This is a genomic window from Pseudomonas shirazica, assembly GCF_015168335.1.
In the GTDB taxonomy this organism is placed as follows: Bacteria; Pseudomonadota; Gammaproteobacteria; order Pseudomonadales; family Pseudomonadaceae; genus Aquipseudomonas; species Aquipseudomonas asiatica.
This window is the reverse complement of sequence record NZ_CP063456.1, coordinates 4,684,970-4,698,126: the sequence shown is the minus strand read 5'-3', so window position 1 is coordinate 4,698,126 and position 13,157 is coordinate 4,684,970. Positions and strand designations below refer to the sequence as shown.

At 64.0% G+C, this 13,157-nt stretch carries 14 protein-coding genes and 1 riboswitch; of the genes, 3 read left to right on the top strand and 11 right to left on the bottom strand.

Annotated features, from left to right (window positions below; translation table 11 throughout):
* Nucleotides 1-127 precede the first annotated feature (127 nt).
* From ispA to ribB, 3 genes are all read right to left on the bottom strand, one after another.
* Complete coding sequence (gene ispA / locus IMX18_RS21680; RefSeq protein WP_039614624.1) at nt 128-1,015, bottom strand: (2E,6E)-farnesyl diphosphate synthase; 888 nt, start codon at nt 1,013-1,015, stop codon at nt 128-130.
* Nucleotides 1,012-1,254 (bottom strand): exodeoxyribonuclease VII small subunit, encoded by a 243-nt coding sequence (locus IMX18_RS21675; RefSeq protein WP_003255380.1) that lies wholly within the window; start codon nt 1,252-1,254, stop codon nt 1,012-1,014. Before IMX18_RS21675 ends, ispA begins: the two co-directional genes overlap by 4 nt.
* A 197-nt stretch (nt 1,255-1,451) precedes the next feature.
* Nucleotides 1,452-2,102 carry a 3,4-dihydroxy-2-butanone-4-phosphate synthase gene (ribB, locus tag IMX18_RS21670; RefSeq protein WP_100413291.1) on the bottom strand — a complete coding sequence of 217 codons (651 nt, stop codon included), beginning with the start codon at nt 2,100-2,102 and terminating at the stop codon, nt 1,452-1,454.
* An 80-nt stretch (nt 2,103-2,182) separates the two neighbouring features.
* Nucleotides 2,183-2,324, bottom strand: a riboswitch (FMN riboswitch).
* Nucleotides 2,325-2,415: 91 nt separating this feature from the next.
* Here ribB and IMX18_RS21665 point away from each other — a divergent pair.
* The 3 genes from IMX18_RS21665 (at nt 2,416) to IMX18_RS21655 (ending at nt 4,648) form a co-directional block, all read left to right on the top strand.
* Nucleotides 2,416-3,621, top strand: a complete 1,206-nt coding sequence (locus IMX18_RS21665) for an RtcB family protein (RefSeq protein ID WP_013970683.1) — start codon at nt 2,416-2,418, stop codon at nt 3,619-3,621.
* Nucleotides 3,622-3,984: 363 nt separating this feature from the next.
* Complete coding sequence (locus tag IMX18_RS21660) at nt 3,985-4,227, top strand: hypothetical protein (RefSeq protein WP_015268786.1); 243 nt, start codon at nt 3,985-3,987, stop codon at nt 4,225-4,227.
* 157 nt (nt 4,228-4,384) lie between these two features.
* The gene (locus IMX18_RS21655) at nt 4,385-4,648 is read left to right on the top strand and encodes a DUF3077 domain-containing protein (RefSeq protein ID WP_015268787.1); all 264 of its coding nucleotides are present in this window, start codon (nt 4,385-4,387) and stop codon (nt 4,646-4,648) included.
* A 172-nt stretch (nt 4,649-4,820) separates the two neighbouring features.
* On the opposite strand, the gene IMX18_RS21650 is transcribed toward IMX18_RS21655, so the two are convergent.
* The 8 genes from IMX18_RS21650 to IMX18_RS21615 form a co-directional block, all read right to left on the bottom strand.
* Nucleotides 4,821-5,498, bottom strand: coding sequence for a c-type cytochrome (locus IMX18_RS21650; RefSeq protein ID WP_043935276.1), 678 nt, complete (start codon nt 5,496-5,498; stop codon nt 4,821-4,823).
* A gap of 9 nt (nt 5,499-5,507) precedes the next feature.
* Nucleotides 5,508-6,455, bottom strand: coding sequence for a copper resistance protein B (locus tag IMX18_RS21645; RefSeq protein WP_015268789.1), 948 nt, complete (start codon nt 6,453-6,455; stop codon nt 5,508-5,510).
* Entirely contained in the window at nt 6,445-6,750 is a 306-nt protein-coding gene (locus IMX18_RS21640; protein WP_015268790.1) for a hypothetical protein, read from the bottom strand. The genes IMX18_RS21645 and IMX18_RS21640 overlap by 11 nt, the downstream gene beginning before the upstream one ends.
* Before the next feature lie 14 nt (nt 6,751-6,764).
* Nucleotides 6,765-8,534 carry a copper resistance system multicopper oxidase gene (locus IMX18_RS21635; RefSeq protein ID WP_015268791.1) on the bottom strand — a complete coding sequence of 590 codons (1,770 nt, stop codon included), beginning with the start codon at nt 8,532-8,534 and terminating at the stop codon, nt 6,765-6,767.
* A 332-nt stretch (nt 8,535-8,866) separates the two neighbouring features.
* Complete coding sequence (locus tag IMX18_RS21630; protein ID WP_217190802.1) at nt 8,867-10,063, bottom strand: ABC transporter permease; 1,197 nt, start codon at nt 10,061-10,063, stop codon at nt 8,867-8,869.
* A complete protein-coding gene (locus tag IMX18_RS21625; RefSeq protein ID WP_043936052.1) occupies nt 10,063-11,274 on the bottom strand; it encodes an ABC transporter permease in 1,212 nt (403 codons plus the stop codon). Before IMX18_RS21625 ends, IMX18_RS21630 begins: the two co-directional genes overlap by 1 nt.
* Nucleotides 11,274-11,960 (bottom strand): ABC transporter ATP-binding protein, encoded by a 687-nt coding sequence (locus IMX18_RS21620; protein ID WP_015268794.1) that lies wholly within the window; start codon nt 11,958-11,960, stop codon nt 11,274-11,276. Before IMX18_RS21620 ends, IMX18_RS21625 begins: the two co-directional genes overlap by 1 nt.
* A complete protein-coding gene (locus IMX18_RS21615) occupies nt 11,957-13,108 on the bottom strand; it encodes an efflux RND transporter periplasmic adaptor subunit (RefSeq protein ID WP_015268795.1) in 1,152 nt (383 codons plus the stop codon). Before IMX18_RS21615 ends, IMX18_RS21620 begins: the two co-directional genes overlap by 4 nt.
* Nucleotides 13,109-13,157: the final 49 nt, after the last annotated feature.

Below are 13,157 nucleotides of genomic sequence, written 5' to 3'. Positions count from 1 at the left end.
CCATTCAGACGGGTGTCGCATGGGGCTGCTGTGCAGCCCTTTGCGGGCAAGCCCGCTCCCACAGGTGCAGCGCTGTCCTGTAGGAGCGGGCTTGCCCGCGAAGGGCCGCACAGCGGCCCCAGTCAAATCAGTTGCGGCGTTCGACGATGTAACGCGCCAACGCCCGCAGCGGTTCGGCCTTTTCGCCGAACCCTTGCAGTGCGACCAGCGCCTGGTCGCGCAGTTCGATTGCATAGGCCTTGGCCGCTTCCAGGCCCAGCAGCGCCGGGTAGGTCGGTTTGTCACGGGCGATATCGGCCCCTTGGCGTTTGCCCAGGGTGGCGGTATCGCTTTCCACGTCGAGAATGTCGTCCTGCACCTGGAAGGCCAGGCCGATCGCCTGTGCATAGGTCTGCAAGGCATCCAGTTGCGCTTGTTCGGCGCGGGCGCTGGCCAGGGCGCCGAGGCGCACGCTGGCTTCGATCAGCGCGCCGGTCTTGTGCCGGTGCATGAACTCCAGCGCCTGCTGGTCCAGCTTCAGGCCAACCGAGCCCAGGTCGATGGCTTGGCCACCGACCATGCCTGCCGGGCCGGCAGCCTTGGCCAGGGCCTGGACCATGGCCAGGCGAATGCTGTCAGCCTGCGGGCTCAGACGCGGGTCGAGCAAGGCGCTGAAGGCCAGACTCTGCAAACCGTCGCCGGCGAGGATCGCGCAGGCTTCATCGAAGGCTTTGTGGGTGGTCGGCTGGCCGCGGCGCAGGTCGTCGTCATCCATGGCCGGCAGGTCGTCATGCACCAGCGAGTACGCGTGGATCAGTTCCACCGCACAGGCTGCGCCGTTGGCCTGTTCGGCCGGGGCGCCCAATGCTTCGCAGGCCGCGTAAGCCAGCAGCGGACGAACGCGTTTACCACCGTTCATCACGCTGTAGCGCATGGCGGCGTAAAGGCGTTCGAGTTCCTTGGTCGGGGCGACGAACAACGGTTCGAGGGCGGCGTCGACCCGCGCCTGGCAGCTGGCCTGGTAGGTGCCGATCATGCTTCCGGCTCCGCGTCGAAGGGCTGGGCAGCCAGTTCGCCATCGCGTTCCAGCAGGATTTGCACCTTCTGTTCGGCCTGGGCCAGGGCACCCTGGCAATCGCGGGTCAGGGCGATGCCTTGCTCGAAGGCGGCCAGCGACTCTTCCAGCGACAACTCGCCGTTCTCCAGGCGCTCGACCAGTGCTTGCAGGTCTGCGAGGGATTGCTCGAAATCGAGGGAGGCTTTTTTGCGGGCCATGGCGACTGTCTCGGTGGCATTCAGAACGGCGCGACACTAGCAGAGCGGGGCGGGGGGAGCAAACTTCAGGGGCAACGCTGTTGGTTTCAAGGGCCCTTTCGCGGGCTTGCCCGCTCCCACAGGTACATCACAGTCTTCAAGACCTGTAGTGCACCTGTGGGAGCGGGCAAGCCCGCGAATGGCCCCAAGGTGGCCTGTCAGGCTGGCTCTGCTTCCAGCTCCAGCATGGCCTCACGGTACCGCGCCAGTTCCTCGATGGTCAGCACCGGCAGATTGTATTGCCGCGCATACACCGCCACTTGCTCGCCACGGGCCATCGTGCCATCGGGGTTCATCAGTTCGCACAGCACTGCCGCCGGGCGCAACCCGGCCAGGCGTGCCAGGTCCACCGAGCCTTCGGTGTGGCCACGGCGGGTCAGCACCCCGCCATTGCGGGCGCGCAGCGGGAATACATGCCCCGGGCTGACGATATGGCGCTGCTCCGCAGTAGAGCGCAATGCCGCGCCAATGGTGGTGATGCGGTCCTGGGCGGACACCCCGGTGGTAATGCCTTCCGCCGCCTCGATGGTGACGGTAAAGCCGGTGCCGTGGCGTGCCTGGTTGTTCTGCACCATGGGTGCCAGTTGCAGTTCGTCGACGGTGGCCTCGTCCAGGCACAGGCAGACGATGCCGCTGCAATCGCGAATCATCATGGCCATGGTCTGCAGCGAGATGTTCTCGGCGGCGGCGATGATGTCCGCTTCGTCCTCGCGGTCGTCGTCGTCGAGCAGCAGCACGGGGCGCCCGGCCTTGAAGGCGGCGATGGCGGCGCTGACATTGGGGAATTGCGGGTGGTGCATGGTGGACATGAAACGCTCCTCGTGAATGATCGATGAACGTCTCGGGGCGAACAAAATGCGCGCGCAGGGGCGCCCGGATGGCCCCTGCCTGACGCCTTCTTTCATCCGGACTATGACCGTCGGCTCTGGAGTCTCACCAGATCTGCTGACCCCCGGCATGGCCGGGGCGCTCGCGGGCTCATCTTTCGATTTACCGCCGGTGGGGACTTTCACCCCGCCCTGAAGACCCGCCAAGCATACAGCACATTGCCACCTCGCTGGCAACCGACGGCTCTACGACCTTTGGCGGTATCATTCGGCTATGCATTCGAGGAACAGCCCCATGGACATTCTTCAGGTTGCCGGCGGCAAGCCGGTCAAGTTGTGGACCGACGGCGTACCGGTGGAAGACGACGCGCGCAAGCAACTGCTCAACACGGCGAGGATGCCGTTCATCTTCAAGCACCTGGCTGTGATGCCGGACGTGCATCTGGGCAAGGGCTCGACCATCGGCAGTGTGATCCCCACGGTTGGCGCGATCATCCCCGCCGCGGTGGGGGTGGATATCGGCTGCGGCATGATCGCCGCGCGCACGTCGCTGCACGCCCGCGACCTGCCGGACAACCTGCATGGCCTGCGCAATGCCATCGAGCACGCCGTGCCGCATGGCAAGACCTTCGGCAAACGTGACCAGGGCGCCTGGGCCGATGTGCCGGCCAAGGCGGACAAGGCCTGGGGGCAGTTGGCCGGGCGCTTCAAGGCCATCACCGACAAGTACCCGCGCCTGGAGAAGACCAATAACCGCCATCACCTGGGGACGCTGGGCGGCGGCAACCACTTCATCGAGGTGTGCCTGGACGAGGCCGACCGCGTCTGGTTCATGCTGCACAGCGGCTCCCGGGGCGTGGGCAATGCCATCGGCAACCTGTTCATCGAACTGGCCCAGGCCGACATGCGCCAGCACCTGGCCAACCTGCCGGACAAGGACCTGGCGTATTTCGAGGAAGGCAGCCGCCATTTCGCCGACTACGTCGAAGCGGTGGAGTGGGCGCAGGACTACGCCAGGCAGAACCGCGAACTGATGATGCTGGCGGTGGTCGGTGCGGCTCGCAAGGCGCTGGGCAAACCGTTCGAGGCCAGCCTGGAAGCGGTGAACTGCCACCATAACTATGTGCAGCGCGAGCAGCATTTTGGCCGAGAGGTGCTGGTGACGCGCAAGGGGGCGGTGTCGGCGCAGAAAGGGCAGTTGGGCATCATTCCCGGCTCGATGGGGGCCAAGAGCTTCATCGTGCGAGGGCTGGGCAACGAGGAGTCTTTCTGTTCCTGCAGCCATGGTGCCGGCCGGGTGATGAGCCGGACCAAGGCCAAGAGCCGCTTCACCGTGGAAGACCAGCGGCGGGCCACGGCGCATGTGGAATGCCGCAAGGACAAGGAGGTGATCGACGAGATCCCCATGGCCTACAAGGACATCGATGCGGTGATGCGCGCGCAGCAGGACTTGGTGGAGGTGGTGCACACCTTGCGGCAGGTGGTGTGTGTGAAGGGCTGACGGGTTTACCGCGACATCCCCTCAATCGCGCCGGTAATAATCAGATTTTTCCCGTTGCGCGTAGGGCGTTTCTGAAATAGCTTCCTAGCGCCCTTGAGCCATTGCGGTGGTGTTCCTGGCGGCCTAGTGTGGCCCTGTCGTTGCCAAATCAGCGACCGGGCCTGCAAGCCTGTCCAGAGCAAAATGCCGATCACCGATGCCAATGGCATGCCATTGCGCGCGCTTAATGGTGGCTGCGTACGGGAGGTTTTCGAACCTGCCGGATTTTGCTCTCTGCCGGTCTTGCAGACCCGTACGTGGCTGCCACCCATCACACTGCAAGTCATGAGTGGCAGCTCTAGCCAACCTATAGAGAGTGTCACCATGCTTAAGATTGTCCCCGATCCACCCCACGATATTCATTCCCTTGAAGACACCCTGATCCAGGCCACGGACTATGCGCTGTGCGCTGCGACCGTTGTGCATCAGGCCATGCTGCTGCCGCCCAAGTCGCCGGCGTCGGTTTTGATGATGACGTCGATGCATGAACTGGAGACGCTGCGGGCTTTGCTGGAGTCGGCATTGATTCAGGTGCAGATGCCCACTGGGCCCAGGACTTTGCACTAGGGCCTAAGCAATGTGTTGCCTGTTCCGGCCTCTTCGCGGGCACGCCCGCTCCCACAGGATCTTCACAGTACTCAAGACTTGCACAGTACCTGTGGGAGCGGGCGTGCCCGCGAAAGGGCCAGAGCAAGCAGTCGAGAAATTTCAGGGGGATTCAACAATGACCACAGAAGACACCCAGTTCACCGTCGGCAAAACCACCTTCTACCAAGGCGAACACGGCACCCATCCACTGTTCCGCATCGAGCCCGGCATCCCCTGCCGCGATGCCCGCGAGCAGTCCTCAGAGTTGATGGGCTATGTCCGCGAACTGACCATCACCGGCCTGATGGATGAGAAGCCGATGATGATCTGGGCTGCGCACTACCTGAGTGCGATGGCCAAGGCGCTGATGGATGATGCCGAGCTGGGCATGGGGCAGTGAGCGTTTGCCTTCAGGTTGTGTGAAGGCCGCAAGGTGTTCGCCTTAGCAATTTCAGCGCCTATGAGACCGAGCGCCGCCCGCGCGGCGCTCGGTCTCATAGGCGCTGCAAACCTGTCGGTATACACCTGCTGGCCCGCTGGACCCGGCGGATCGCGTGCTGCGTAACCTGCCTTCAGTCTTTATGCATGTGCTGCTTGCCATCGCGATGAGTATGGGCCTTTGAATGCCCCTCATCATGCTGGCTTGCGCCCGAGGCCTGCTCACCATGGTGGCCAGGCACGTTGCCGCGGTGCTGGCCTTCATGGTTGTGCATTTCACTTTCGCCACCACCATGCTGGTGGCCGCCACTGGCCGCGACCATCGTTTTGTACTGCTGGGCGTTCAACTGGGGTAGCTGATCCAGGAAGGCGACGATGCCCCAGATGTATTCATCGCCCATGCTCTTGCCCCAGGCCGGCATGCCGGAGGCCTTGATGCCGTGCTTGATGATCCAGAACGCCGCAGCGGGGTCGCTACCGATCCCGCTTTTGGTCAGGTTGGGGGGTGATGGATACAGAGCCTGGCTGAGCTCGGTCTTCTCGACGCCAGGGGCAAGGTGGCAGCCGATGCACATGGCATTGTAGTTACCGGCGCCGGTACGAATCAGCGCTTCATCTTTCAGGTCTGGCACCTCGATGTCCCTGGCCCGTACTGCGATCGAGCGGTCCCGTGCCATGGCCAGAAAGGCATGCACGGCGGGGAAATGGGGATCATCGGCCCCCACATTGACCAGGCCAGAGTACGCAGCACCCAGCACGGCCACGCTGGCCACCGCGCCTGCTGCAACAAGCGTTGTTATTGTTCTTTTCATGTCTGGTTCTCAAAACCACATGCGGATACCGGCCACGAAACGCGCTTCATCCACATCACCACCGTCGTCGCGGACGAAATCGGCGGTTTTGCCGTAGGAGCGGCTCCAGGTGATGCCGATGTAGGGGGCGAACTGGCGGACAATTTCATAGCGCAGGCGCAGCCCGACTTCGGTATTTGCCAGGCCGGAACCCACACCGCGCCCAGGGTCGTTCTTGCCATAGAAATTGGCTTCAGCGGTCGGCTGCAGGATCAGGCGGTTGGTCAGCAGAATGTCGTAGTCGCCTTCCAGGCGCGCGGCAGTCTGGCCGTTCTCGCCAATGAACGCGGTGGCTTCGGCTTCGAAGTCGTAAAGCGCCATGCCCTGGATACCGAACGCCGCCCAGGTCTGGGGGGATTCAGGCTTGAAGTCCTGGCGCACCCCGGCAACCACATCCCACCATGGGCTGATCGAGCGGCCGTACAGCAGCTGCAATTCGGCATCCTCGGTGACACCGTTGGTGCGTTCACCTTCGGAGCGGATCCACAGCCGGTTGATATCGCCGCCTACCCAGCCAGAAGCATCCCAGGCCAGCGTGCTGCCTTCATCCGCATCCTGGTACTCGAGCTGATCCAGCAGGAAGAAGCTGTTGATAGCACTGTCGTGCATCTGATGCCCACCCAATGGGGGGAAGGCTGCCTGGCGGTCGGCATCGGTCAGCACCGGGATCGGGGTACGGCTTGTTGTCGGTGTATCCGCCGAGCCTTGGTTCATTGTCGAATGGTCCATAGCCTCATGATTCATAGCTCCATGATTCATCGCGCCATGGTCCATGCCCTGCATGCTGCCATGATCCATCTCGCCGTGGTCCATCATCGAATGGTCCATTTCTTCAGCGGCGAAGCTGGGCGCAGCACCCAGCGCCCCCAGCGTAACGGTCAGTGCCAGCAGCGATGGTCGTGCCAGGCTATTGAGCATCTTTCCCTGCCTTGGCTTTGTTACTGCCATGGGATTCCATCATCTTGCCGTGGTCCATGCCCTGCATCGAACCATGGTCCATACCCTTCATGGCGTCATGGTTCATACCTTTCATCGAGCTGTGATCCATCCCTTTCATGGCGCCATGGTCCATGCCTTGGGCACTCCTGGCTTCCTTGGCATCGGCAGACTGCTGATCGTTGCCGTCGGACCAGGATGATGGGGCATAAACTGCAAACAGGCCGGCTATCGCAGCAGAGAGAAAAAACGCGCTTCGTTTCATTGGTTTGCTCATCTCGGATCTCCAGTTCATTCGTCCACGCGGACTTCGCGGAACATGCCCATTTCCATGTGGAACAGCAGGTGACAGTGATAGGCCCAACGCCCCAAGGCATCTGCCGTGACGCGATAGCTTCGTTTTGAGCCAGGCGGCATGTCGATCGTGTGTTTGCGCACCATGAAGTTGCCGTTCTCATCCTCCAGGTCGCTCCACATGCCATGCAGGTGGATGGGGTGAGTCATCATGGTGTCGTTGACCAGGGTGATGCGCAGGCGCTCACCATACTTGAGGCGCAGTGGCTCGGCATCGGAAAACTTGATGCCGTCGAAGGACCAGGCGAACTTTTCCATGTGGCCGGTTAGGTGCAACTCTATTGTGCGACCAGGCGCGCGGCCGTCCGGGTCCGGGAAGGTGCTGCGCAGGTCGGCATAGGTCAGCACACGGCGGCCGTTGTCACGCAGGCCGATGCCCGGATCGCCCAGTTTTGGCGTCGGGGTCATCGTTTGCATGTCGACCAGGGGGTTGTTGGTCTCGGACTCTGGGTGGCTCTGCATGGGCGCGCTGGTGCCAGCCATTTCGCCATGGTCCATGCCGGCCATGCTGCCGTGGTCCATGCCTGCCATGTCATCGTGGTCCATGCCGGCCATGCTGCCGTGATCCATGCCGCCCATACCGCCATGGTCCATGCCCATATCGCTCATGGAAATGGTCGGCCGTGGATCGACAGCGGGAACAGGGGCCTGCAAGCCCTCGCGAACCGCCAGGGTGCCCCTGGAATACCCGGTACGGTCCATGGATTGGGCGAAAATGGTGTAAGCCTGCTCGCTTTCGGGTTCGACGATGACATCGTAGGTTTCGGCAACGGCAATGCGGAACTCGTCGACCGAAACGGGCTTTACATGCTGCCCGTCCGCCGCGACAACCGTCATCTTCAAGCCGGGAATTCGCACATCGAAATACGTCATGGCCGAGCCATTGATGAAGCGCAGGCGGATTTTTTCGCCCGGCTTGAACACGCCCGTCCAGTTACCGTCGGGGGCCTGGCCGTTCATCAGGTAGGTGTAGGTGTAGCCGCTCACGTCAGCGAGATCGGTGGGGCTCATTTTCATCTCGGCCCACATCTTGCGGTCGGCTACCGCGGCGGACCAGCCCATTTCGCTCACATCGTTGACGAAATCGCCCACCGTGCGCTTGTGGTAGTTGTAGTAGTCGGACTGCTTCTTGAGCTTGGACAGCACCCGTGCAGGGTCTTCATCCGTCCAGTCGCTGAGCATGACCACGTAGTCCCGGTCATAGGTGAACGGCTCAGGCTCTTTCGCGTCGATGACCAGGGCGCCATACACCCCGACCTGCTCCTGGAAACCGGAGTGGCTGTGGTACCAGTAGGTGCCGTTCTGCTGGACCTTGAACTTGTACTCATACATGCCGTCGGGGGCGATGCCATGGAAGCTCAGGCCCGGCACGCCGTCCATGTTCGCCGGCAGGATGATGCCGTGCCAGTGGATGGAGGTGTCCTGCTGCAAGCGGTTGCGCACACGCAGCGTCACGGTATCGCCTTCGCGCCAGCGCAGGATGGGCCCGGGAATGGAGCCGTTGATGGCCATCGCTGTGCGCGCAGCGCCGGTAATGTTGACCGGCAGCTCACCGATGTAGAGGTCGAAGTCGGTGCCGCTCAGCACATTCGGTTGGCCGGGGCTGGTCACGGCCCAGACCGGCGTGCGCCACATGCCCAGCCCGCCAAGCAGTCCGGTAGCGGCAAGGCCTTTGACGAAGGAGCGTCTGGTGGTTTTGCTTTGCATGCCGTTGCGTCCAGTCAGTCGAAAAGTTGCTGGTGTTCAGGCGGTTGAACGCCCCAGCCCGTGGGTCGAGAAGCCCCACAATCTTCCTTCACGCTAGCGGACCTGCGCTGTCAGCTGGCTGAGCTTCAGATTACTTTTCTGTCAGCTTGCGGTGGGTATGACTGACGAAGCGCATGGCATGCAGAATCTGGGGCCGCCTTGCGGCCCTTCGCGGGCACGCCCGCTCCCACAGGGATGGCGCTGTAGCCAGGACATGCGCGGGACCTGTGGGAGCGGGCGTGCCCGCGAAGGGCTGCAAAGCAGCCCCATCAAGGGGCTCTTTGGCCTGGCCGCTACTCGATGCGCAGCGCCGCCACCGGATGCAAGCGGGCCGCCCGCACGGCCGGAGCCAGGCCGGCGAGAATGCCGAGCACCGCCGCCAGCAGCAGCGCCAGTAGCAGAAACAGCGGATGCAGCGCCAAGGGCAGGCTCGGCATGGCCAGGTGCAGTAGCCCGAGCAGCAGGCCCATCAACAGCAGGCCAAGCAAGCCACCGGCCATGGACAGCAGCGTCGCTTCGGCGAGAAACAGCCCGAGCACCTGCCGCGGGCTGGCGCCAATCGCCCGCAACAGGCCGATTTCCGCCGTGCGCTCGCCCACAGCGGTCGTCATGATGGTGAGAATGCCGACCGCGCCAACCAACAGCGAAATACCCCCCAAGGCACCGATGGCCAGGCTCAGGGTGCCGAGCACGCGGTTGAAGCTGCGCAGCATGTCATCCTGGGTGGTCAGGCTGAAGTCCTCCGCGCCGTGCCGTTCGCCAAGCACCTCGCGAATCTGCCGGCTCAACGCCTTTGAAGTGGTGCCTGCGCCGAACACTACATGGGCTTTGACCACCCCGGTGCGGTTGAACAGGCTTTGCGCCCAATCCACCAGGATGTAGGCGATATCGTCGAGGTTGAAACCGAGCAACTGGCCCTTCTTTTCCATCACGCCGATCACCCGGAAACGCACGCCGCCGACGCGAATCAACTCGCCCAGCGGATTGCGCGCACCGAACAGCTCGGCACGCAGCTGATGGCCGAGCACCACATAGGGCGGCGAACGACCGTCACGGGCCGCGGGCAGGAACTCGCCCAGGCTCAGCTGCATGCGCCAGGCCTGTGCCAATTGATGGCCACTACCGAGAATGTCGCTGCGCCGGCTCAGCTGGCCGAACTGGACATCCCCGCTACCCTGAATGATCGGCACAGCTGCCTCGACATGCGGCAAGCGCCGCAGGGCATCGGTGTCACTGATGGTCAGTGGCCGTACGCTGCCGAGCAGGCCGCCGAGGCCGCTGGTCTGGGTCTTGCCCGGGCGCACGGTGATGATCCGAGTACCGAACTGCGAGAAGTTCTCCAGCACATAGCCGCGCACGCCCTCGCCGATGGCCGTGAGCAGCGCCACGGCGGCTATGCCGATCGCTACCCCGAGCAGGGTCAGCAGGCTGCGCAGCGGGCGGCAGGTCAGCGCCGAGCTGGTCAGCCGGAAACCATCTTGCCAGCGCATCAGTGCGCCCCCGGCGGGCGTAGCGCCGCCACCGGCTCCAGCGCCGAGGCCCGAGCGGCCGGCAGCCAGGCGAACAGCAGCGCCGTGCCAAGTGCCAGCAGCACTGCTCCAGCCCGCGCCCACCAGGGGGCATAGAGCGGCAGATCGAACGCCAGGCGCCCCAGCCAGAGCAAGGTTTCGGCCAGCAGCAGCCCTGCCAGTGCCCCTGTCAGGGCCAACAGCGCTGCCTCGCCGAGGAACAGCAGGCGCAGCTGCGCCGCCGTCACGCCTATGGCTTTGAGCAGGCCGATCTCGGCGCTGCGCTGGCTCACTGCAATCCAGGTCACGTTCATGATCAGGATGCCTGCCACCAGCAGGCTGATCGCGGCAATGCCAGCCACCGCCAGGGTCAGCACCGCGAGTATCTGGTCGAAGGCGCTGAGCAGGCTGTCCTGGCTGACCAGGGTAACGTCCTCCTCACCCTCGTGACGCTCCTTGAGCGCGGCGAGTATCAGCTGCTTGCTACGGTCGAGAAAGCTCGGACCATGCACCTCGACAAACACCCGCGACAACCCCTCGCTATTGAACAAGGCCTGTGCACTGGCCACCGGGATGATCAACATCTCGGCGAAATCCATCCCCAACGATTCGCCCCGCTCACCGAGAATGCCGACCACCCGGAAGCGCCGGTCGCCGGCGCGCAACCATTCACCCAGGGCCGGGCGAGCCCCGAACAGTTCGCGCCGGAGTTTGCCGCCGATCACGCAGACGGCTTCAGCCTGCTCAGGGTCCAGCGTCGGTAGGGGCTGGCCTTGTACGACCGTCAGTTGGCGAATGGCGAAGAAGTCCCGGGTGGTGCCCAGCGTCAGCACCTCACGATTGCGGTTGCCGACTATTACCTCCATCTGCCCGGCCTGCTGCGGCGCGACCCGGCGGATGCCCGGCAACCGGGTGATGGCCTGGACATCCTGCAAGGTCAACTCGTGTGGCGTCAGCCCGGTGAGCGGCGGCATTCGCCCGGTGGTTTCCTTGCGCCCCGGGAAAACGATGAGTATGTCGCGCCCGAGCAGCGAGAACTCGTTCAGGACGAAGGCCCGCGCCCCCGCGCCAAGACCGGTGAGCAGATTGACCGCGACCACCCCGATAGCGATGGCCAGCAGTAGCATCAGGCTGCGTGAGCGATGCCCACGCAAGGCACCTAGCCAGAAGCCCAGGGCATCGGCAGCGCGCATCAGGCCCGCGCCCACTGCGGCGCAATACTGTGGATCCGCCCGTCACGCATGTGCAGCTGGCGCTGTGCACGGGCGCCCAGGCTGGCATCGTGGGTCACCACTATCAGGGTCAGGCCCTCGCCGTTGAGCTCCTCCAGCAGGCTGAAGACCTCTGCGCCGGCCTGGCTATCGAGATTGCCGGTGGGTTCGTCGGCCAACAGCAGCGCCGGTTGCATGACCATCGCCCGGGCGATCGCGACGCGCTGGCGCTGGCCACCGGACAGCTCGGCCGGGCGGTGGGCAATGCGCTCGCCCAGCCCCAGGCGTGCCACCAATTGGCTGCTGCGCTTGCGCCGTTGTGCCGCACCAATGCCGGCGAGGACCATCGGCAGCTCGATGTTTTCCAGCACCGTCAGCCGTGCGATCAGGTGGTAGGACTGGAACACGAAACCTATCAGTCGGCTGCGCAACTGGGCGCGGCGCGCCTCGCTCAGCGACGCCGTGGCCTCGCCCTGCAGCCAGTATTCGCCGGCGCTCGGCGCGTCGAGCAGGCCGAGGATGTTCAGCAGGGTCGACTTGCCCGAGCCTGACGGGCCCATCACCGCCATGTAGTCACCGGCGGCGATGTCCAGGTCCAGGCCATCCAGCCCCATCACCTGCTGCTCGCCCAACTGGAAGCTGCGGCTACCGCCGCGCAGGCGGATCATTTCTCGGTCTCCGCGGCATCCACAGGGATCACCGCCACGGTATCCTTGAGCCCTTCCTGCTCGTGGCTGGCGACTATGCGTGCGTCCTCGTCCAGCCCTGCAAGCACCTCGGTCCAGCGCCAGTTGCTCAGCCCGGTTTGCACCTGCACCTCGCGCAACACCCGGGCGCTCGGGTCATATCGCAGCACGCGCTGCCCCTCCAGCAGGGTCTCGGTGGGGATGCGCAAGGCACCCGTGTGCTGCTCCAGGAGGATCTCGACATCGGCGCTATAACCGGTGAGCAGGGCCAGGTCTGCCGGCGGCTGGTCGAAGCGCACCTCGACATCGACGGTGCGCGCCTGCTTCTCCAGTTCGCGCACATAGGGCGCGATGCGGCTGACGCGGCCGGTGAAATGCTGACCACGGAAGGCATCCAGGCTGATCCGTACGGCGGTTCCTGGGTGAACCCGGGCAGCGTCCACCTCATCGATCGGTGCCTCTACATACAGGCAGCTGTCGTCGATCAGGTCGACTGCTGGCGGCGTGGGAATACCTGGCGGCGAAGGGGTGACGAACTCGCCGAGTTCGCCGTTGATTTCTGCGACGATGCCGGCGAATGGCGCGCGCAGAGTCGTCTGTTCCAGCAGTGAGCGCTGCAACTGCAGGCTGGCGTCGGCCTCGCGTATCAACACGGCACTGGCACTGCACATCAGCTTCGCCAGGTTGGCCTTGGTTGCCGCCTGATCGAGGCGATCGGCGGCAATCAACTTGCGGTCGGCCAGCTGGCCCAGGCGATCAAGGTCGCGTCGGTCCAGGAGAGCTTGCTGGCAGCGCTGTTCGCGGGTGTTGCGCTGGGCCTCCAGCCGCGCCTCGGCTTCCTGCAGCCTGGCCTGTTGCTCGTCCTGCCGCAGGCGCATGAGCACCTGACCCGGCTGGACCCGCTGGCCCTCGCTGACCAGCAACTCGGCAACCTGGCCGCCGACATTGAAGGACAGGTGCGAGCGTCGACAGGACTTCAGCGTACCCGCGCGCGTGTTGGCCACCACCGTCTCAACCGGCCCCCGCTCAACTTCCAGCAGCCTGACCGGCAACGGCTGCGGGCGGCTCAACCAGCCGCCCAACACCACGAGACAAGCCAGGATCGACGAGCCAATCAATAATTTGCGCATGGACTACACCTCCTCCCATATGGCTTGAGCCTAGATCAGGAGGGTGAAA

Coding starts and splice junctions, on each gene's coding strand:
- IMX18_RS21660 (WP_015268786.1), top strand. CDS start 3,985: ATGCTTAAGATTGTCCCCGATCCACCCCACGATATTCATTCCCTTGAA.
- IMX18_RS21675 (WP_003255380.1), bottom strand. CDS start 1,254: ATGGCCCGCAAAAAAGCCTCCCTCGATTTCGAGCAATCCCTCGCAGAC.
- IMX18_RS21655 (WP_015268787.1), top strand. CDS start 4,385: ATGACCACAGAAGACACCCAGTTCACCGTCGGCAAAACCACCTTCTAC.
- IMX18_RS21650 (WP_043935276.1), bottom strand. CDS start 5,498: ATGAAAAGAACAATAACAACGCTTGTTGCAGCAGGCGCGGTGGCCAGC.
- ribB (WP_100413291.1), bottom strand. CDS start 2,102: ATGTCCACCATGCACCACCCGCAATTCCCCAATGTCAGCGCCGCCATC.
- IMX18_RS21635 (WP_015268791.1), bottom strand. CDS start 8,534: ATGCAAAGCAAAACCACCAGACGCTCCTTCGTCAAAGGCCTTGCCGCT.
- IMX18_RS21665 (WP_013970683.1), top strand. CDS start 2,416: ATGGACATTCTTCAGGTTGCCGGCGGCAAGCCGGTCAAGTTGTGGACC.
- IMX18_RS21625 (WP_043936052.1), bottom strand. CDS start 11,274: ATGCGCGCTGCCGATGCCCTGGGCTTCTGGCTAGGTGCCTTGCGTGGG.
- IMX18_RS21630 (WP_217190802.1), bottom strand. CDS start 10,063: ATGCGCTGGCAAGATGGTTTCCGGCTGACCAGCTCGGCGCTGACCTGC.
- IMX18_RS21645 (WP_015268789.1), bottom strand. CDS start 6,455: ATGCTCAATAGCCTGGCACGACCATCGCTGCTGGCACTGACCGTTACG.
- IMX18_RS21640 (WP_015268790.1), bottom strand. CDS start 6,750: ATGAGCAAACCAATGAAACGAAGCGCGTTTTTTCTCTCTGCTGCGATA.
- IMX18_RS21620 (WP_015268794.1), bottom strand. CDS start 11,960: ATGATCCGCCTGCGCGGCGGTAGCCGCAGCTTCCAGTTGGGCGAGCAG.
- IMX18_RS21615 (WP_015268795.1), bottom strand. CDS start 13,108: ATGCGCAAATTATTGATTGGCTCGTCGATCCTGGCTTGTCTCGTGGTG.
- ispA (WP_039614624.1), bottom strand. CDS start 1,015: ATGATCGGCACCTACCAGGCCAGCTGCCAGGCGCGGGTCGACGCCGCC.